We start from the raw sequence: 21,156 nt of genomic DNA on the forward strand, positions 1-21,156 counted from the left end.
TAGTTTGACCCAGTGGGCATGGTAAACCCCTATAAAACCCCCGTTAACTAAGGGATAGACTGCAGGTAAGTATATTTTTATTGCAGAGGTCTTTGTGCAAACACATTCGATTGTCAATACTACTCCACTAGCGACAGCTACCCAGAGGCTGCAGAAGATTGCAACATCAATTAGCACATCAAATTTTTATGAGCTAGCAAGTATAGGGATAGGGAATGCCTTTACTGAGTTTGCGGCAGCGTTTAGCGATGCCTCGGTTAATCCAATTGATCGGGCTAGCATTGACTTTGCGAAAATTTTTGGAATGGCCAAAACATTTGGGTATGTTGATAATTTAACTGCCATTTTCAAGAGTGGGCTATTAACGGGTAAGCAAATAAATGCCCTCTCTACCCCCAGTTTCTATACCTCGAGTAATAGTTACAGCTCTTTCGTGAAGGCGTTAATTCTCAACAATTCATCCCTGTCAGCGCAGGCGATCAAGGATCTGGATGCGGCGCACTATAGGGTGCTAGCAGCAGAGCTAGCAAAGAGTCCAAGTGCTAGTGACCATTTTATATATTTCTTAAATGCTTCGAGTAGCGCTCAAGTAGGAATATTAACCACCGCTCAGTTCGAGGGCGCAGGTACTGCAGTCCAAACTTGGCTCTTAACTAATCGTTATAAGGACTTAAGCTCAGCAGTAATAAGAGTGCTTACCAAAGGTCAATTAGGGATTCTGATTGGTGGCAAGCCTTTATATCAACAATTAAGTCCTGCTCAAGTAGGGATATTAACCGCCACTCAGTTCAAGGGCGCAGATACTAAAGCCCAAACTTGGCTCTTAACTAATCGTTATAAGGACTTAAGCTCAGCAGTAATAAGAGTGCTTACCAAAGGTCAATTAGGGATTCTGATTGGTGGCAAGCCTTTATATCAACAATTAAGTCCTGCTCAAGTAGGAATATTAACCGCCACTCAGTTCAAGGGCGCAGATACTAAAGCCCAAACTTGGCTCTTAACTAATCGTTATAAGGACTTAAGCTCAGCAGTAATAAGAGTGCTTACCAAAGGTCAATTAGGGATTCTGATTGGTGGCAAGCCTTTATATGAACAATTAAGTCCTGCTCAAGTAGGAATATTAACCACCACTCAGTTCAAGGGCGCAGATCCTAAAGCCCAAACTTGGCTCTTAACTAATCGTTATGCCGACTTAAGCTCAGCAGTAGTGAGCTCATTAACCATAGATCAGTTCCGGGACGCAGGTGCTGCAACCCAGAAACTTCTCTTAACTCATCGTTATGCCGACTTAAGCTCAGCAGTAGTGAGCTCATTAACCGCGGATCAGTTCAAGAGCACAGATCCTATAGCCCAAACTTGGCTCTTAAATCATCGTTATGCCCAATTAAGCCCAGATGTAGTGGCCTCAATAACTGCTGATCAGTTCATATCGCTAGACTCTGAGGATAAAAAAAATTGGCTCTTAGAAAATAGGTACCATGCATTAAGCGCAGAAGTAGTGGGCATGATATCCATGGATCAGTTCCAGCATCAAAATGATAATACCCAGAAACGTCTCTTATTTCATCGTTATGCCGACTTAGGCTCAGCAGTAGTGAGCTCATTAACCGCAGATCAGTTCGATGACGCAGGTACTACAGCCCAAACTTGGCTCTTAACTAATCGTTATGCCGACTTAGGCTCAGCAGTAGTGAGCTCATTAACCGCAGATCAGTTCCAGGACGCAGGTACTGCAACCCAGGAACTTCTCTTAACTAATCGTTATAAGGACATCAGCTTAGGAGTATTGAGCTCATTAACCGCCGCCCAGTTCGAGGGCGCAGATCCTATAGCCCAAACTTGGCTCTTAACTCATCGTTATGCCGACTTAGGCTCAGCGGTAGTGAGCTCATTAACCGCCGCCCAGTTCGAGGGCGCAGATCCTATAGCCCAAACTTGGCTCTTAAAAAATAGGTACCATGCATTAAGCGCAGAAGCAATGGGCTCAGTATCCTACACTAGGTTCAAGGCATTGTTCGAACTTGAGAATGAGCAAGCTCTAATTTGGTTCTTAGATAATAGCTACAGTAGATTAAGTGCACCTGAGGCAGCCTCATTAACCGCGGATCAGTTCGATGACGCAGGTAATACAGCCCAAACTTGGCTCTTAACTAATCGTTATGCCGACTTAAGCTCAGCAGTAGTGAGCTTGATATCCGTCGCTCAGTTCGAGAAGTTAGATGTCACAGCCCAAGATTATTTCATAAATAGTAATTACCAAAACTTAATCGCAAATGTAACAGCCTCGTTAACCTTCATTCGGCTGCATACGGTGAGATTTTGGATCATAAACAAGTACTGCGCCAACATATCTGAAGCAGTAATAAATGTACTTAATAATGATGAATTACAGACTGAGATAAATGGCCAGCCTTTGTATAAACAATTTAGTGATGCTCAGGTAGGGTATTTAAGGGCCAATCAGTTTGCATCGAAAAACGGTACAGTCCAAGGTTGGCTCTTAAAAAATAGGTACCATGCATTAAGCGCAGAAGCGAAGAGCTCAGTATCCTACACTAGGTTCAAGGCATTGCTCGAACTTGATAATGGGCAAGCTCTAATTTGGTTCTTAGATAATAACTACAGTAGATTAAGCGCCCCTGAGGTAGACTCATTAACCGTCACTCAGTTCAAGGGCGCAGATCCTATAGCCCAAACTTGGCTCTTAACTCATCGTTATGCCGACTTAAGCTCAGCAGTAGTGAGCTCATTAACCGCCGCTCAGTTCCAGAGCGCAGATCCTATAGCCCAAACTTGGCTCTTAACTCATCGTTGTGGGAGCATTCGCGCAGCAGTAGTCGCAACACTCAATAATGAACAGATAATGACGGTGGTCAAAAATGTCTTTTTTAATTTAACCGTGGCTATAACCAGCGATCAGTTCATATCGCTAGACTCTGAGGATAAAAAGTGGCTCTTAAATCATCGTTATGCCCAATTAAGCCCAGATGTAGTAGCCTCAATAACTGCTGATCAGTTCATATCGCTAGACTCTGAGGATAAAAAAAATTGGCTCTTACATAATCGTTACACCAACTTAAGCCAAGATGTAGTAGCCTCAATAACTGCTGAACAGTTCCGAGGGGTAAATCGGACAATCCAAGATTGGCTTTTAACCAATCATTCCACCAACTTAAGCTCAGATATAGTAGCCTCAATAACTGCTGAACAGTTCGGGCGGCTAGACTCTGAGGATAAAAACTGGCTCTTAAAAAATAGATACAAATATTTAAACCTACATGTAATTTTCACCCTTACTAAAAATCAGTTAATAACCCCGATCAATGACAAGCTTTTATATCAAGAATTAAGTGATGCTCAGGCAGGGGCTTTAGAACAAACTAGCTTCAAGCGGTTAGACCTGGAAGCCCAAACTTGGCTCTTAACTAATCGTTATGCCGACTTAAGCTCAGCAGTAGTGAGCTCATTAACCATAGATCAGTTCCAGCATCAAAATGATAATACCCAGAAACTTCTCTTAACTCATCGTTATGCCGACTTAAGCTCAGCAGTAGTGAGCTTATTAACCGCGGATCAGTTCGATGACGCAGGTGCTGCAACCCAGAAACATCTCTTAACTTATCGTTATGCTGCCGACTTAAGCTCAGCAGTAGTGAGCTCATTAACCGCGGATCAGTTCGAGGGCGCAGGTACTGCAACCCAGGAACGTCTCTTATTTCATCGTTATGCCGACTTAGGCTCAGCAGTAGTGAGCTCATTAACCGCAGATCAGTTCGATGACGCAGGTACTACAGCCCAAACTTGGCTCTTAAATCATCGTTATGCCCAATTAAGCCCAGATGTAGTGGCCTCAATAACTGCTGATCAGTTCATATCGCTAGACTCTGAGGATAAAAAAAATTGGCTCTTAACTAATCGTTATAAGCACATAAGTGCAGCAGTAGTGAGCTTATTAACCGCGGATCAGTTCGATGACGCAGGTACTACAGCCCAAACTTGGCTCTTAATTAATCGTTATAAGCACATAAGTGCAGCAGCAGCGAGCTTGATATCCGCCGCTCAGTTCGAGGGGTTGGATGCCATAGCCCAAACTTGGCTTTTAACTAATCGTTATGCCACGATCAGCGCAGCAGCAGCGAGCTTGATATCCGCCGCTCAGTTCGAGGGGTTGGAGGCCATAGCCCAAACTGGGCTCTTAAAAAATAGGTACCATGCATTAAGCGCAGAAGTAATGAGCTCAATATCCTACGAACGGTTCAAGGAATCGTTCGAACTTAAGAATGAGCAAGCTCTAATTTGGTTCTTAAATAATAACTGCAGTAGATTAAGTGCCTCTGAGGCAGCCTCATTAACCGCTGCCCAGTTCCAGGGTCTAAGTGACGCAACCCAGAAACTTCTCTTAACTAATCGTTATGCCGACTTAAGCCCGGAAGTAATAGGCGTGCTTACCAAAGATCAATTACAGACTGAGATAAATGGCCAGCCTTTACATGAAAAATTAAGCGCCCATCAAGAAGGGGGTATAACCGGTAATCAGTTCTGGTATGTAGATAAGGAAACCCAAGATTGGTTTTTAACTAATTATTATGCCACTATCAGCGCAGAAGTAGTGGGCACGATATTCATCGATCAGTTCCAGCGTCAAAATGAAAAAACCCAAATACAGCTCTTAACTCATCGTTATGCCGACTTAAGCTTAGGAGTATTGAGCTCGTTAACCGCAGATCAGTTCCGGGGCGCAGATCCTAAAGCCCAAACTTGGCTCTTAACTAATCGTTATAAGGACATCAGCTTAGGAGTATTGAGCTCATTAACCACCGCTCAGTTCCAGGGCACAGATCCTAAAGCCCAATCTTGGCTCTTAACTAATCGTTATGGGCACATAAGATCAGCAGCAGCGAGCTTGATATCCGCCGCTCAGTTCGAGAAGTTGGATGCCATAGCCCAAACTTGGCTTTTAACTAATCATTATGCCACGATCCGCGCAGAAGTAGTGGGCACGATATCCATCGCTCAGTTCCAGGGTCAAAATGAAAAAACCCAAACACAGCTCTTAACTAAGCGTTATGCCCACTTAAGCCCAGCAGTAATAAGCGTGCTTACTCACATTCCATTCTGGATTCTGCAACAATTCAGCGCTGCTCAAGTAGGGGGAATAAGCTGCAATTGGTTCCAGGGGGTAAAAATTACAACCCAAACTTGGTTCTTAACTAATCGTTATGCCGCGATCAGCGCAGCAATAGTGAGCTCATTAACCGCCGCTCAGTTCAAGGGCGCAGGTACTGTAGCCAAAGATTATTTCATAAATAGTAAATATCAAAACTTAAGTCCAGGTGTAGTAGCCTCATTAACCGCAGATCAGTTCGATGACGCAGGTACTATAGCCCAAGATTTCCTCTTAACTAATCGTTATGGAGAATTAAGTAGAGCAGTAATAGGCGTGCTTACCAAAGATCAATTAAAGACTGAGATAAATGGCAAGCCTTTATATGAACAATTAAAAACCTCTCAAGTGGGGGGCTTAACCACCGCTCAGTTCCAGAGCGCAGATCCTATATCCCAAACTTGGCTCTTAACTCATCGTTATAAGGACTTAAGTACAGCAGTAATAGGCGTGCTTACCAAGGGTCACTTAGAGACTTCGATTGATGGCAAGCCTTTATATGAAGAATTAAATCCCTCTCAAGTGGGGGGCTTAACCACCGCTCAGTTCCAGAGCGCGGATCCTATAGCCCAAACTTGGTTCTTAACTAATCGTTATGCCGCGATCAGCGCAGCAATAGTGAGCTCATTAACCATAGATCAGTTCCAGGGTCTAAGTGACGCAACCCAGAAACTTCTCTTAACTAATCGTTATGCCGACTTAAGCCCGGAAGTAATAGGCGTGCTTACCAAAGATCAATTACAGACTGAGATAAATGGCCAGCCTTTATATGAAAAATTAAGCGCCCATCAAGTAGGGGGTATAACCGGTAATCAGTTCCGGAGCCAACATGACAGTATCCAAGCTTGGTTCTTCACTAATCGTAGCGCCAGCTTAAGCGTAGAAGTAGCGGAGGCTCCCACTCAAATTCATTTAGAGCCCCCCACTCAAATTCATTTAGAGCCCCCCACTCAAGCTCCTTTAGAGACTTCGGTTGATGGCAACAAGCCTTTATATAAAAAATCAAATACCCATTTTGTGGTTGTCTGGAATGTGAACTCCTTAGATAGCTTCCAGAGGTTTAGTTCTGAGGAGCAAAAATATGCAATACAATATCAACACGAAACCTTAAGACCAGAAGTAATAGGAGTGCTTACTAGCGATCAATTAGAGATAGAGACTATATACTGGACCTATCGTCTCAATGATGGCGGGCCTTTATACCAACAATTAACCGCCGCTCAAGAAGATGGCTTAACCATTGATCAGTTCATGGGTGTAAGTGTTGCAGCCCAAACTTGGCTCTTAACTCATCGTTATAAGGACTTAAGCTCAGCAGTAATAGGCGTGCTTACCAAAGGTCAATTAGAGACTTCGATTGATGGCAAGCCTTTATATCAACAATTAAGTGATGCTCAAGTAGGGATATTAACCGCCGCTCAGTTCAGCGAAGCAGATCCTAAAGCCCAAGCATGGCTCTTAACTAATCGTTATAGAGAATTAAGTAGAGCAGTAATAGGCGTGCTTACCAAAGATCAATTAAAGACTGAGATAAATGGCAAGCCTTTATACCAACAATTAACCGCCCATCAAGTAGGGGGTATAACCGGTAATCAGTTCAGCGAAGTAGATTCTATAGCCCAAACTTGGCTTTTAACTTATTGTTATGAGGACTTAAGTACAGCAGTAATGGCCTCATTAACCGTCGCTCAGTTCTACAGTTACCAGCACGGAACCCAGAAATTTCTCTTAACTTATTGCGCTGACAAATTAAGCGCAGCGGTAGTGGCCTCAATAACCGCCACTCTGTTCAAGGGCCAAGATGGCGCAACCCAAAAACAACTCTTAATTTATCTTTACACCAGCTTACGTGGGGAGGTAGTGGCCTCATTAACCGCCACTCAGTTCAGCGAAGCAGATCCTAAAGCCCAAGCATGGCTCTTAACTAATCGTTATACCAACTTAAGCGCAGATGTAGTGGCCTCATTAACCACCGCTCAGTTCGGCATGGCAACTACTGCAGCCCAAACTTGGCTCTTAACTAATCGTTATAAGGACTTAAGTGCAGCAGTAATAGGCCGGCTTACCAAAGGTCAATTAGAAACTTCGATTGATGGCAAGCCTTTATATCAACAATTAAGTCCTGCTCAGGCAGGGGGTTTAATTTACTCTCAGTTCTGGTTTGCAGGTAAGGAAATCCAAACTTGGCTCTTAACTCATCGTTATAAGGACTTAAGCTCAGCAGTAATAGGAGCGCTTACCAAAGGTCAATTAGAGACTTCGATTGATGGCAAGCCTTTATATCAACAATTAAGTGATGCTCAAGTAGGGATATTAACCGCCGCTCAGTTCAGCGAAGCAGATCCTAAAGCCCAAGCATGGCTCTTAACTAATTGTTATACCAACTTAAGCTCAGCAGTAGTGAGCTCATTAACCATAGATCAGTTCGGCATGGCAACTACTGCAGCCCAAACCTGGCTCTTAACTCATCGTTATGCCGACTTAAGCTCAGCAGTAGTGAGCTCATTAACCGCCACTCAGTTCGGCATGGCAACTACTGCAGCCCAATATTGGCTCTTACAACGTATGTACACCCAGCTGGATAGCGAAATACTCGAGACGTTTCCACTCGCCATTCAGTTCAAGAGTGACCTGGCTGAGTATGAGGCTTGGAGCAAAAAACCTGGCTCATCAGCTATGTGGTTCCCGACTGCAAGTCCTGTAGTCCAGACATTTTTATTGGCAAATGTCTGGTTAGATGATTATACAATCAGCTTGTTAACCGCCACTCAGTTCCAGAGGCAAAATCCCGCAATCCAAACTTGGCTCTTAACTAATCGTTATAAGCACATAAGTGCAGCAGTAGTGAGCTCATTAACCGCAGATCAGTTCGATGACGCAGGTACTGCAGTCCAAACTTGGCTCTTAACTAATCGTTATACCAACTTAAGCGCAGATGTAGTAGCCTCATTAACCACCGCTCAGTTCGAGGGCGCAGGTACTGCAGTCCAAACTTGGCTCTTAACTCATCGTTATAAGGACTTAAGCTCAGCAGTAATAGGCGTGCTTACCAAAGGTCAATTAGAGACTTCGATTGATGGCAAGCCTTTATATCAACAATTAAGTGATGCTCAAGTAGGGATATTAACCGCCGCTCAGTTCAGCGAAGCAGATCCTAAAGCCCAAGCATGGCTCTTAACTAATTGTTATACCAACTTAAGCGCAGATGTAGTGGCCTCATTAACCACCGCTCAGTTCGACATGGCAACTACTGCAGCCCAAACTTGGCTCTTAACTCATCGTTATAAGGACTTAAGTGCAGCAGCGATAGGAGCACTTACTAATGATCAATTAGAGGCATCGACTTCGATTGATGGCAAGCCTTTATATCAACGATTAAGCGATGTTCAAGTAGGGGGCATATCCGGCGCTCAGTTCGTCATGGCAAGTGCTACACCCCAAGATCAGCTCTTAACTAAAAGATACATCAACTACTTAAGCCCAGCAGTAATAGGAGCGCTTACCAAAGGTCAATTAGAGACTTCGATTGATGGCAAGCCTTTATATCAACAATTAAGTGATGCTCAAGTAGGGATATTAACCGCCGCTCAGTTCAGCGAAGCAGATCCTAAAGCCCAAACTTGGCTCTTAAATAGCAATTATCAAAACTTAAGCCCAGATGTAGTAGCCTCATTAACCGCTGCCCAGTTCCAGGGTCTAAGTGACGCAACCCAGAAACTTCTCTTAACTAATCGTTATGCCGACTTAAGCCCGGAAGTAATATGCGTGCTTACCAAAGATCAATTACAGACTGAGATAAATGGCCAGCCTTTATATGAAAAATTAAGCGCCCATCAAGTAGGGGGTTTAATAGGCGAGCAGCTGGGATTTACATTTTCGACTCGCCCTTTATATCAACAATTAAGTGCTACTCAAGTTGGGGGCTTAACCGCCGCCCAGTTCCAGGGCGCAGATACTACAGTCCAAACTTGGCTCGTCAATGAGAATTTAACTAATTTAAGCGCGGCAGTAGTAGGGTCAGTAACCGCCGCTCAGTTTCAGGCAGAAGTCATAAGTACGCAGAATTCATTATTAAGTCGCCCAGAGACATTGGTGCATTTGAGTCCATCAATAATTGCCAGCCTATCCGAAGCACAGCTAGAAGTCATAATTGAACATTCGCTATTCCATCGTTTGTCTGGATGGCAAATAGGCGCTCTTTCTACTGCTCAAGTAACGTTCGCATTTCAAGAATTTAAGGACTCACAAATTCAAGATCTCACTTGCGATCAGCTGGCTTCGATCATAGCATTGGATGGCGAGGTAATTTCAGTGACAAGCCTCTTTTCAAATACTCAGATTTCACTTCTTAATTTTGCACAGCTAACCACCGAGGTTCTTGCCTCCTTGAGTAATAGTCAAATAAAGAATATAAGCAAGGCAACAGTAGCCAATATGGATTACGATGTGCTTAAAAATTCCATTACCGTAGATGGTTATCGGGTTCTTAATGTCTTAAGCGAGGAGCAGTTATCGGCAGTTAATTCTCTAGAATCCTTGAAAAAGAAGCATGCCGAGGGCGATCTTGATGCGTTGATGGCGGGCGCTATTTGCTTGGGCAATGAGGATTTGGATATTCTGCAAAGTGGCTTAATGCCCACAAATGCGCTAAGTAGCTCGGCTTTTTACATCGATGAAAGTCAACCTCAAGTTACATTCGGCGATACTGACTTGAAATTGCTTGGTGGGGGTGGATCAGCCAAGATGGGGGATATGGTCAAGGTGCCGGCGAATGTTAAAGGTACGACTTTCAATGCAACTATTTATAGCATTATGTTTAGATACATTCAATATACCAGGGACGGGAATCTGCCAGCAGCAGTCAAAGAGCCTGCTAATAACTACGTTCGCATTTTTATGGGGGATTTTTTTGCCATACTCAATGCACAACGTAATGTTTTTAACCCCTTAAGAAATCGCGAGCAGCTCGATCATGATGTAAATATTGCACTTTCGGTATCTGCTTATGTTAAGGTATTAGCCACCATATGGCGCTGGTCGCCTCATTTTGCACTTAGCAGCTTGGCGTCAGGCACGCCAGGATATGCGACTGTGGCCAATAGACAATATTCGGCGGCTAGGGCCATTTTTGATATGGCAGAAATAGGAATGAAGGTGGCCGTATTGGTGCAAAAAACAAGGAGTGGGGGACTCGACAGTGAGGACGAGAAGGTGGCCTTTGCCGCTAGCCTTCAGCTCATTACGGGTCAGTTGATAATAGCCTGTGCAAACATCCTGAGGGCTGGGGGTTCAGCTATGTTTTCTAAGCTTGCGCCTCATGCGCTTGCGAGCGGCATAGGCGCCCTTATTAGTTTGGCGGGAAATATAACAGCTATGGCAATAGCGCCAAAACAATGGGATAAACAAGCAATAATTGGTCTATCTTTTAACCTCGCCACAATTGGGGCTGGGGTGGCTGAAGCAGTCTATCTTTATCGGGCCAGCAGCGAGGCCTTCGTCGTAACTGCGACCGCCAAAGCAGTGGCTCAACTACAGAAAAGCCAAATCGCTCTCCAAGCTACGGTGGCAGACAAATTTGCCGACCTTGCTATTGCAGTTCGGAATTTTGCAACGATTAAGACTGAAGTCGAATCTTTGGGTCGTGCGTTGGCAGCTGCAAAATCAAGTAACATCGCCCTGAGTGCTGATGATATGGCGAAGCTGCTAGCGTTGGCAAGAAAAGCTCCCCAAGCCAGTAAAGATTTAAAACTAGCACTAGCTGCAGTAGACGGGGCGGAGAACCAGCTGGCGGCAGTGAAGGCGGGTGCACAGTCCTCTAAGATAGCCCTGGGGATTAGTGTTGCAATTGGAGTAATTATCGCAGCAAATCCAATTCCTTATATGCAGGCTCAGTCCTATATTGATCAAGCTGAAATGCTCGCTCAAACTGCTGAGGATTATCGTGATCATGGTAATAAGGTCGGCTACAGAGAAGCTAAATCTCTAAGTGCTTTTTATCAGAGGGTTGGGAAAATAGCCTATTCACAGGCCTCCATCGGTTCCACATTAGCTGTAGCTGGATCATTGGCTTTGCTCGGGGGTCCGCCGGGAATGCTTCTCGGCTTAGCGCTCACTCTAGCGGGTGTGATATATGATACTTGCATGAACGATGCCATACAGGCAGAGAGAACAGAATTGGGCAAAAAACAAGGCAGCGGGCAGGCGCTAGCAGGAAGAGATTTACGGGGCCAGTTTGATTCTATGATAAATCCGCTTATAGATGGGGCCATTAAGAAAAGACAAGACAATATTGCAGAAGGCAAACCTTCAATTAATCAAATTGCTTTGTTTGGTGGTGCGACAATAAGTCAAGTTGGGGCTTTATTAGGGATAACGGCTACAGATTCTTCAGGCAATAATTTATTTTCACAGATGGGTGGCGCAAGTAGTGATAATTTTTCAGCCGTTTTGACTGAAAATGCAAATACAAAAGTAGAGAAGAATTTATTTCAAGATTTTGTCATCGGTACAGCACAACAAAACGTAGATCTTTCAACTTTTATTGATACAAGTTTTGTGAAATCTGAAAACAATATATGCATTACACATATTGAATTTGTTAGTCCGCTGACAATCGCGAGCAGTCAGATAAATCAGGCTGATGTAAAAACCTCTAAAAACCAATCAACTGTGCAGTATTTATCAAATTATGTTACAGGAGCTACATTCAATTTAGCTTCTGATGCTATAACCAATAATCAAGCTGTTGTTATTGATACCAATAATATTTTAACAAATTATATTCCCGGGGACTTCAAAAATAACTCCCCGATTACAATGAATAACATCATGACATTAGGTAATGCCCAGTATTACATTAATGCAAGTGTTGCAAATTTTACCTATGAAAATGCTAAAGATAATTCAGGTTTTGGTTCTGCAACACTTGACTATAACAATATAACAAGCGAAGGTTCCAGTATATTTATGATAGCTGGCACCTCAAATATGAAAGTAAATAAAAAATTATCCGATAAGATTACGTATTGGCAAGAAAATAATGGGGGGCTAGTATCAGGTAGTTACGGAAAAGAAACTGCTAGCGCTCAATATATTCAACTTGTGGCAAAGCAAAACATAGATAAAGATAAGCTCGAGAATGCCTATGACGTAATAGCTGCTAATACCTGTGTAACGCAAATATTGGCCGTCAAAGGATCCGGGAATATATTGAGCGGTTATGGCGGAATGACTTTAGAGGCTGGGCATGCTGGCTCATATTATTTCAATAAGAACAGTGCAGGCTATAACAATGGTAAAGAATTTACATATAGAAGTAGCAATGTAAATGCAGTTGCACAAATCGATATAATCCAAGGATCAAAGCCAAAGATAGAGAATAATAATACCTCTCCACCCGTTTTGAAAACTCCTCTGACGGCGCCTGATCAGATCATTCTGGGTAATGTTTTAAATTTAAACAATATTATTTTCTCTCTTAGCACTAATAATTCTGATTTAACCATTATTAACACTGAAACACGTTTGGCTATCAAGGTTTATAATTTTTTAGATAATGCAGAAAATGAGATTATAAAAATACAATCCCGCAACTTTGTGCAGGTTATTCAGGGCGGTGAATTGCGGTCGCGTCTTATAGATGCGGTATCTAACGGCTATATTAATAGCGCTAAATTTGCAAAAGAAATAGGGGGTGGAAATTCGGTAGTTGCAAAAAGAATTTATGAGGAGTCGAACCAAATGCCCACGATGATTCGAAACAATGTTGTGGGATGGAAATCCATTTCCCTTTCTAGCAACTTTCATGGGTTAGAAAGTCTAGGTGACAATATTACAACAAATCTATACCGCGGGCAGAATAAATTTAATCAAAGCATCAGTGTAAATGGCGGCTCTTTTGATGCAAATCCTATATTTGATTTAAGTTATTGCGGAAATGATGTAGAGAATCAAAGTGCCATCATTAACTTTACAGAGGGGGGCAGGGCCGGCGCGGTAATTAAAAAGCAGAAATATTTGAATGCAGAAAAAATCGTAGGAACGGACACCTTTCAGAATATATCCCAATTTTTTGGGCCTAATGTTGACACAGTTTACAATAATATTCAAGGTAATGTCGATATTGCAGTAAATAGCTTAACTACCAATACCTTCAATATTGGCGCTTATTATTATGATAACTCTGGGAATAAGATAAATTCCCTTGCTAAGGATGATACTATTTATAATACAACGCTTACGCTTGACATAATCAGCGATACTCCTGTGAGGGCGAGCATGGATGCAGGCGTTGAAATAAATACTATCAATGCCAGTCTAACTGAAGGTTTAGTACATGCTGCAATTAACCAATTTGGTCATATGGTTGTCCAATCTTTTGCAGAGAACTCTCGATGGACATTGCAATTGGATAACTTTTATGATATTACCAATTCCAGCATCACTGATACTTATGTGTATAAGTCGATTAGGATTGCTGATCCATTGACGGCATCCCCTTTGAATAATTATTTAACTGCCGCCAATTTGGCGCAACTGGCGGCAGCCCAGGCTTCTTTCCAGGCCACAGATTCAGGCATGAATATTTTTACTGTTGCACAAAATTTTAACGTTCATAGTTTCATGACTGCAAATAATTAATTTAAAGAAATGGGAGATGTAGTTTGCTAGATAATGACTTGATGGAATTGGCTTGTGGAGATTCTTCTGATGACTCAAGAAAATTATTTTTTTCTAACTTAGGAAAAATTGCATATTTATGGGGGTGCTCAAATTTACATAAAGATTGGCCGGTTCATTTAATCAGGCAATATGTTCAGCCGGCACTAGAACTAAATCAATATTTAATTCTTGAAGGCTCCAATGGCATTCCCTTGGCTTACATTAGTTGGGCTTGCTTAAGCATTGAGGCTGAAGTGAAGTACCTGGAAAACCCCCACTCCATAGGGGCAGAAGAGTGGAATGGGGGTAATAGAATCTGGTTTATGGATTTAGTGTCACCATTTGACCAAAAATATACAAATGAAATTATTCGGCGATTGCGAAGCACCATTTTTTCAAAAGTCGTGGCTAGGTCATTGCGGATAAAGCTAGGCTCAAAAACTTCAAAAGTAGCCTTTTACTGGGGCAAGCAAGTTACCCCTCACCAAAGAGAGGCAATGCTGCAGTACTTATACGAAACAGCAAAAGAGGCCTCTAAAGCAGAAAAAATTATCTGGTCACGTACTAACCCATAGGGACGCAATATGTTTGAACAATGTCTCTATTTCAATGCCACTAGCCTAGCTCGTCAGCTAGATTGACCTCCTCCCAATAAATTGGACACCCTAGATTAGAAAAAATCGGCGATATTATCCCTAAGGAGGGGTGCGCCATGACGAGGTCAAAGTTCACAGAAGAGCAGATTGCTTTTGCATTGCATCAAGTCGATACCGGCACTTCGGTTGATGAGGTCTGTCGCAAGATCGGTATCGGCCAAGCCACTTTCTATAACTGGAAGAAAAAATATAGCGGCTTAGGAGTTTCTGAGTTAAGACGCCTCAAGCAGCTTGAAGAAGAGAACCGCAAACTCAAGCAGTTGGTCGCTGATCTGAGTTTAGATAAGGCCATGCTGCAGGATGTGTTGCGAAAAAAGCTTTAAGGCCGGCGCAGCGTAGGCTGCTAGTCGACCATCTCATTAAGCAATGCCGAGTGAGTGTTCAGCGTGCTTGTGGCGTATGCCAGCAAGCACGCTCGACCTGGTATCACAAGCCCAAAGGCAAACCGTTAGACATTCCTCTGAAGGCAAGATTGCAGGAGATTGCTCGAACTCGTATTCGGTATGGATTTCGGCGCATGTACATTCTGATTCGTAGGGATGGTTGGGTGGTCAATCACAAACGGCTGTATCGCCTATATCGTGAAGAAGGCTTGAACCTTCGGTGCAAGCGGCCTAGGCGTCGCAAAGCAGCAGCCAGTCGTATGGAGAGGCCCATTCTGACAGGGCCTAATCAAGCATGGAGTATGGACTTCGTATCGGACGCCTTATTTAACGGCAATAAGTTTCGAGCTTTAACCTTGATGGATAACCACACCCGTGAGTGCTTGGCGATCTATCCCGCGCAAAATATCAGAGGTGATGATGTAGCACATTTGCTAGAGCATATCGTTTCACAGCGCGGCAAACCTTTGCGGATTCAAGCGGACAATGGGCCGGAATTTATTTCCATTGCACTTGATCGCTGGGCTTACGATAACCAAGTCGTCTTAGATTTTTCAAGACCAGGTAAACCTACTGACAATGCGTTTATTGAATCATTCAATGGCAGCCTGAGGGACGAATGTTTGAACATCCATTGGTTTATGTCCCTTGAGGATGCCCAAGAAAAGCTTGAAAACTGGAGACAAGATTACAATTGTTTTAGACCGCATTCATCACTAGGGGATCTCCCGCCAGCGATGTTTGCAAAGTCATTTTGTAGTTCAACCACACCACCCGATTTTCTAGCTCAGAGCTGACTGATTTATGGGAGGAGGTCAACGGCATAACTCTGGGGCTGGCATGCCAGCCTCGGCTTGTTTGAGGATGGCCATGATTTGGCTATCGGTGAAGCGGGAGGTTTTCATAGAATTTCCTTTAAATCAAACAACTTAGAAATTCAACTTTTAAGTCAGGTTAAGGGGTGGGGGTATTACCCCCTGGGGTAGCCCCCAGACCTTAAATACTCAGTAACTACTTTTAGCTTGAACTGCGTGCTGTATTTGCTCATGAAGCTGACCCCTTTGAGTTGGATTTGGTGTCCAACTTTTGTGGGTCAGTTCAGTTGGGCTAGAGCTTTTTTCTGTAGCATCCCCCGTCAGGCCGACATTCCTAAAGTACTGTTTTCTGTCTGTGCTCGATAGTCCCTAGGCGTTATTCTGCCAAGAGAGCTGTTTACTCTTGGAGCTTGAGACTGTTCTTAATAATGGAATCCTTCTCAATTGACACCTTCTTTGTAAAAGATGGAATTTTTCGAATCAGCGATTTCACATGATCCACCGTGATTAAACGAGTGCACTCGAATTGACGATCAGTCCCCTTGTGACGCGGACACCACATAAAATCAAGGTGATCAAATATCTGCTTTGGGTCATTCCAGCAACTATTGCAGGTATGGTGGTTAAAAACTCTATAGGGCGTCTGAAACTCATTATTGGGATGTGTAAAACCACTAATCATCACTGTTGGTGTGCCAGCCGCCCAAGCAAGCCAAGCCAAACCGCTTGATAGGCCTATAAAAAAATCAGCGTGCTTAAGCAGTGCCGCCCGTTCCAGAAGCGGTTTGGCGCCAGTCATATCCTCGGCGCCATTGGGGATGTAATTCCAGCTCGAGCTCTGCCCCCACACGGGCTCTCTATCAATGCACAATACTCGGTAGCCAGCCTCATTTAACCATTTAACAATCTCATGCCATCCGTAGGGATTATTCCAATATTTGCATTGGGTAGAGCTTTGAACTGCAATGCAGACGTAAGGCTCTTTAACCGCTCTTTCAGCATTTGCAATGTCCAATTTGGGGGGGAGCTCAATCGGCTCCACATCCAGAATATATGCGGCAGTTTTATGCAAGCCAACATACCGAAAGTCCACTGGCTGATGTCTGCAATTCCAATCATCAAAATAGAGTCCCAAACGATAGCTGGCATAAAAATCTTTTTGCATGGGCAGCGCTGTTTCTTGTGAGGCAAACTCGATGTTAGGATATACCCCCTCAAATAGTGGCCTTGCTAACTCTGAGATAGTGCATACTAATTTGCACCCATGTTTTTTCTGAAATAAATCTACATAAGGAAACCATGCAATCACATCGCCCAAAGTCCCCACAGGGATCTGAACCTGTACAAGCCTATCCTTTAGGCATAGCTCATGCGTAAAAACCTTCTCATCATTCTTCCAGACCTCAATCTTAAGCGGTACAAAATATAGCTTCGTACTCTGATAGGAGCCGCCAGTTGACTCTGCTTCAAAAATAATATTTGAAGTCACCATATCGGTGTAGCGCACCTTCCATTTCTTGCCTTTGGCCAATGTTGGTAACTCAACCCGGCAGCCATAATTAAAGTCGTAAAGGATTTTATCAGGGCCAACCATTGTTGGTCTTGAGGTCGGATCAATAAATATAGATGATGTATTTTTGGGTTGCACGGGGACAGGTTTAGCCTGATCAGTCTCTTGAGCATCGGCAAATGGATTTGCTAAATTCAGATCTGACTGATTGAGTTCTGTTGAGGTGGGTACTGTTGTAGTTGGCATGGGTAATTAGAGTAATGTTGTTTATATAAATTGAATATCAAATTTTAAGTGTAAAAGTATTTGTCAGCCCCGAACCAAATAAGCCAAAGACATGCCGAGGCTTCACCGCTCAATTTGAGAATCCCTCAACATCGAATCCATCGCTAGGCGGTTTATTCGCAAGGCGCCATTTCAAACAAAATAAACTATTTCTGTTGAATTAATGCCTATGCACTCATTCAAAATAATCGTCGCCATTTCGTGCGCACCCCCAAGATTATCCTATATCGTCGTCTCGATCAATGGATGGCATTACCAACCGGCCAAGCATATAAGGTGCTGCGCCCACTCCAAAGGCATGAATTGAAGACTTCAGGCCAAACTCTTGCGAATGAGCCAATATTTTCAAGCGCTTAAGAACCTCTTCGTTCATGCCAGCCTCAATGAAGCCTAACTTAACAATACGATAAAAGCCTTTTACTCGGTGCCCTATGAACAGGATTTGGACGTCAGACCTTGCCCTAGAAGGCCCAGGATTGACTTAAACCCATGACATGATGTTAAAATCATGCCTAAATATACAAATTCTTTCTGCGAAAGTTAAAAACCAGATGTCTGCTAAAATTTTTCGACTGTTAATAGCCTTGAAAGGCATCGATAAAGTAAGTCGAGCCCTTTCGGGTATGCATGGTTCTCGATATGGGTCATGAGGATATGAGCCCGGACCGACTCCGTCACTTTGGTGTAGACCCTGTTGCCCCGCTCCAGACTTTTGCCTCTCGCACCTCGCCCGAGAGCTTAGCCAGGCTTTATTGCTTGCCGCGGAGCATCCAAACATGCCTACGAACCGTCTTTATCGTCTTAAATGAACCGCAAAAAAACACACTTGCGACCATTCAAAAAATTGGCCGCACAACAAAAACTGTAGGAGCCCTGATAACCATTTCTCCAAGATGCACTGGTTACGAAACGCCCCAATCGACTGGCCTCAGTTACCAAGGTGGTATTTGGGCAACCCTTACAATGGGCTAGGCTTTATGCTCAACGCCATCATAAACAAAGACGTAGAGATTATATGAATCGCGTATACAGACTGGTTTTTTCCAAAAAGCATGGGGCGCTTGTTGTGGCTTCAGAGCTGGCAAAGTCCGATGGCAAGGCATCAGGTAGTAAATCGGCATCGGCAATTGTTTGTGGGTTGTTGTGTGCTCTGGGGATGGGCGCGCAAAATGTGTGCGCTCAATTTACATCAAATGTAAGCTCAATGACGGTAACGGGCCAGATTGTTTCTGGTGGTACGCAGAATATTTTGAATTTAGGGGTTGCTATAAGTGGCACAATTATGGCAACTGGCGTGCAAAGTATTGCTTCTGGCGGCATTGCCAGCGCTACCACTATCAATAGTGGCGGCATTGTAAGAGTCTCTTCTGGCGGTGTTACCACTGGCACCACCATCAATAGCGGGGGATCTCAACTTGTCTTTACTAGCGGCGTTACCACCGGCACCACCATCAATAGCGGGGGAGTTGAATCAGTCTCTTCTGGCGGTGTTACCACCGGCACCACCATCAATAGCGGGGGAACTGAAAGAGTCAATGCTGGCGCTAGCGCTCTAGAAGTCATTCAGTCTGCTGGCGGCGCACTGTCGGCAATCGTAGGTCTTGGCCCTGCTGGATCCTTTGTTACCGGTAGAAATGAAAACGGCAACTTCTCTATTGCCGGCTTAACAGCCAGTGGAGTAATTCTCAATTCTCGCGGTTTGTTGACCGTCTCTTCTGGCGGTATTGCCAGCGGCACCATCATCAATGGTGGGGGAGTTGAATCAGTCTCTTCTGGCGGTGTTACCACCGGCACCACCATCAATAGCGGGGGAGTTGAAAGAGTCGCTGCTGGCGCTGGCGCTCTAGAAGTCATCCAGTCTGCTGGCGGTGTGCTGTCAGCAACCGTAGGTTCTGGCGCTGCTGGATCCTTAGTTAACGGCATCAATGAAAACGGCAACTTCTCTATTTCCGACTTAACAGCCAGTGGAGTAATTCTAAATTCTGGTGGTTCTTTGTTGGTCTCTTCTGGCGGTATTGCCAGCGGCACCACCATCAATAATGGGGGAATTCAAAGAGTCTCTTCTGGCGCCATTGCCAGCGCTACCACCATCAATAGTGGCGGTATTGAAAGAGTCTTTGCTGGCGGTATTGCCAGTGGTACCACCATCAATAGCGGGGGAAATCAAGCAATCGTTGTTGGCGGTATTGCCAGCGCTACCACCATCAATAGTGGCGGTATTGAAACAGTCTCTTCTGGCGGTATTGCCAGCGGCACCATCATCAATAGTGGGGGTATTGAAGTGGTTGCTGCTGTCGGTATTGCCAGCGCTGCCACCATCAATAGTGGGGGAAATCAAACGGTCTCTTCTGGCGGCATTGCCAGTGATACCACCATCAATAGCGGGGGAAATCAAGCAATCGTTGTTGGCGGTATTGCCAGCGCTACCACCATCAATGGTGGGGGAATTCAAGCGGTCTCTTCTGGCGGTATTGCCAGCGCTACCACCATCAATAGTGGCGGTATTGAAAGAGTCGCTGCTGGCGCTAGCGCTCTAGGAGTCATTCAGTCTGCTGGCGGTGTGCTGTCAGCAACCGTAGGTTCTGGCGCTGCTGGATCCTTAGTTAACGGCATCAATGAAAACGGCAACTTCTCTATTTCCGACTTAACAGCCAGTGGAGTAATTCTCAATTCTGGCGGTTTGTTGACCGTCTTTTCTGGCGCCATTGCCAGCGCTACAACCATCAATAGTGGGGGAACTCAAACGGTATCTTCTGGCGGTGTTACCACTGGCACCACCATCAATGGCGGGGGATCTCAACTTGTCTTTACTAGCGGTGTTACCGCTGGCACCACCATCAATAGCGGGGGAGTTGAATCAATTGCTCTTAATGCTGTTACCACCGGCACCACCATCAATAGCGGGGGAACTGAAAGAGTCGCTGCTGGCGCTAGCGCTCTAGGAGTCATTCAGTCTGCTGGCGGCGCACTGTCGGCAATCGTAGGTCTTGGCCCTGCTGGATCCTTTGTTACCGGTAGAAATGAAAGCGGCAACTTCTCTATTTCCGACTTAACAGCCAGTGGAGTAATTCTCAATTCTGGCGGTTTGTTGACCGTCTCTTCTGGCGGTATTGCCAGCGGCACCACCATCAATGCCAGCGGTTTTGCAAGAGTCTCTTCTGGCGGTGTTACCACTGGCACCACCATCAATGGCGGGGGATCTCTACTTGTCTTTACTAGCGGTGTTACCACCGGCACCATCATCAATAGCGGGGGAATTGAAAGAGTCTCTTCTGGCGGTGTTACCACCGGCACCACCATCAATAGCGGGGGAATTCAAACGGTCTCTTCTGGCGGTATTGCCAGCGGCACCACCATCAATAGAAGCGGTTTTGGAATAGTCTTTGATGGCGGTGTTACCACCGGCACCACCATCAATAGCGGGGGATTTGAAAGAGTCTCTTCTGGCGGTATTGCCAGCGCTACCACCATCAATAGCGGGGGAACTCAAGCAGTCTCTTCTGGCGCTACTGCCACCGGCACCACCATCAATAGCGGGGGAGTTGAATTAGTCGTTGCTGGCGCTAGCGCTCTAGAAGTCATCCAGTCTGCTGGCGGTGTGCTGTCAGCAACCGTAGGTTCTGGCGCTGCTGGATCCTTAGTTAACGGCATCAATGAAAACGGCAACTTCTCTATTTCCGAC

6 protein-coding genes are annotated in these 21,156 nt (G+C 44.5%); 4 read left to right on the top strand and 2 right to left on the bottom strand.

Annotation, left to right across the window (positions count from 1 at the left end; translation table 11 throughout):
• Positions 1 to 304 precede the first annotated feature (304 nt).
• From ICN12_RS07190 to ICN12_RS07200, 3 genes are all read left to right on the top strand, one after another.
• Positions 305 to 13,804, top strand: a complete 13,500-nt coding sequence (locus ICN12_RS07190; RefSeq protein WP_216271820.1) for a hypothetical protein — start codon at positions 305 to 307, stop codon at positions 13,802 to 13,804.
• A gap of 23 nt (positions 13,805 to 13,827) precedes the next feature.
• Complete coding sequence (locus tag ICN12_RS07195; RefSeq protein ID WP_216271821.1) at positions 13,828 to 14,400, top strand: toxin-activating lysine-acyltransferase; 573 nt, start codon at positions 13,828 to 13,830, stop codon at positions 14,398 to 14,400.
• A gap of 137 nt (positions 14,401 to 14,537) precedes the next feature.
• Positions 14,538 to 15,661 (top strand): IS3 family transposase gene (locus tag ICN12_RS07200; RefSeq protein ID WP_216271822.1). Its coding sequence is split into 2 segments (ribosomal slippage): positions 14,538 to 14,799 and positions 14,799 to 15,661, totalling 1,125 coding nucleotides; the frame shifts between segments, so codons are not numbered across the junction.
• A 415-nt stretch (positions 15,662 to 16,076) separates the two neighbouring features.
• Here ICN12_RS07200 and ICN12_RS07205 read toward each other — a convergent pair.
• On the bottom strand, positions 16,077 to 17,435 hold the full coding sequence (locus tag ICN12_RS07205) for an autotransporter strand-loop-strand O-heptosyltransferase (RefSeq protein WP_216271823.1): 1,359 nt from the start codon (positions 17,433 to 17,435) through the stop codon (positions 16,077 to 16,079).
• 256 nt (positions 17,436 to 17,691) lie between these two features.
• Positions 17,692 to 17,847: a hypothetical protein gene (locus tag ICN12_RS07210; RefSeq protein WP_216271824.1), complete on the bottom strand. Its 156-nt coding sequence runs from the start codon at positions 17,845 to 17,847 to the stop codon at positions 17,692 to 17,694.
• A gap of 642 nt (positions 17,848 to 18,489) precedes the next feature.
• Here ICN12_RS07210 and ICN12_RS07215 point away from each other — a divergent pair.
• Positions 18,490 to 21,156, top strand: a 2,667-nt coding sequence (locus ICN12_RS07215; protein WP_216271825.1) for an AIDA repeat-containing protein, incomplete at its 3' end; no start/stop codon positions are given.

The organism is Polynucleobacter sp. AM-25C3 (assembly GCF_018882335.1).
Classification (GTDB): Bacteria; Pseudomonadota; Gammaproteobacteria; order Burkholderiales; family Burkholderiaceae; genus Polynucleobacter.

What these genes read in the sequence shown, in the direction of transcription:
- ICN12_RS07190 (WP_216271820.1), top strand. Translation starts at nt 305, where the DNA reads ATGGCCAAAACATTTGGGTATGTTGATAATTTAACTGCCATTTTCAAG.
- ICN12_RS07205 (WP_216271823.1), bottom strand. Translation starts at nt 17,435, where the DNA reads ATGCCAACTACAACAGTACCCACCTCAACAGAACTCAATCAGTCAGAT.
- ICN12_RS07210 (WP_216271824.1), bottom strand. Translation starts at nt 17,847, where the DNA reads ATGAACGAAGAGGTTCTTAAGCGCTTGAAAATATTGGCTCATTCGCAA.